Source organism: Donghicola sp. XS_ASV15, from assembly GCF_041224595.1.
In the GTDB taxonomy this organism is placed as follows: Bacteria; Pseudomonadota; Alphaproteobacteria; order Rhodobacterales; family Rhodobacteraceae; genus Donghicola.
The window spans coordinates 1-333 of the sequence record NZ_JBGFGN010000090.1; the positions used below are offsets into that span (position 1 = coordinate 1).

General features: G+C 54.7%; 1 rRNA gene. It reads left to right on the plus strand.

Annotated elements, in window-relative coordinates:
• Positions 1-118, plus strand: a 16S ribosomal RNA gene (locus tag AB9K37_RS02915); the annotation flags it as partial.
• Between the last annotated feature and the right edge of the window lie 215 nt (positions 119-333).

Consider the following 333-nt stretch of genomic DNA (forward strand, 5'->3'; position numbering starts at 1 on the left):
TTTACCCGAAGGCGGTGCGCCAACCTTTTGGAGGCAGCCGACCACGGTAAGCTCAGCGACTGGGGTGAAGTCGTAACAAGGTAGCCGTAGGGGAACCTGCGGCTGGATCACCTCCTTTCTAAGGATGATCCTAGATTGAAGAACTTGTTCTTCACGTGGATCACTTAGCATATCGTCTCCTACCTTTGGGAGACACACATCACGGGCCAGGCCGTCCTCATATCTCTTCAGGAAGAAATACAGACCGACCGGTCTGGACAGACTTGGGTCGGTAGCTCAGGTGGTTAGAGCGCACGCCTGATAAGCGTGAGGTCGGAGGTTCAAGTCCTCCTC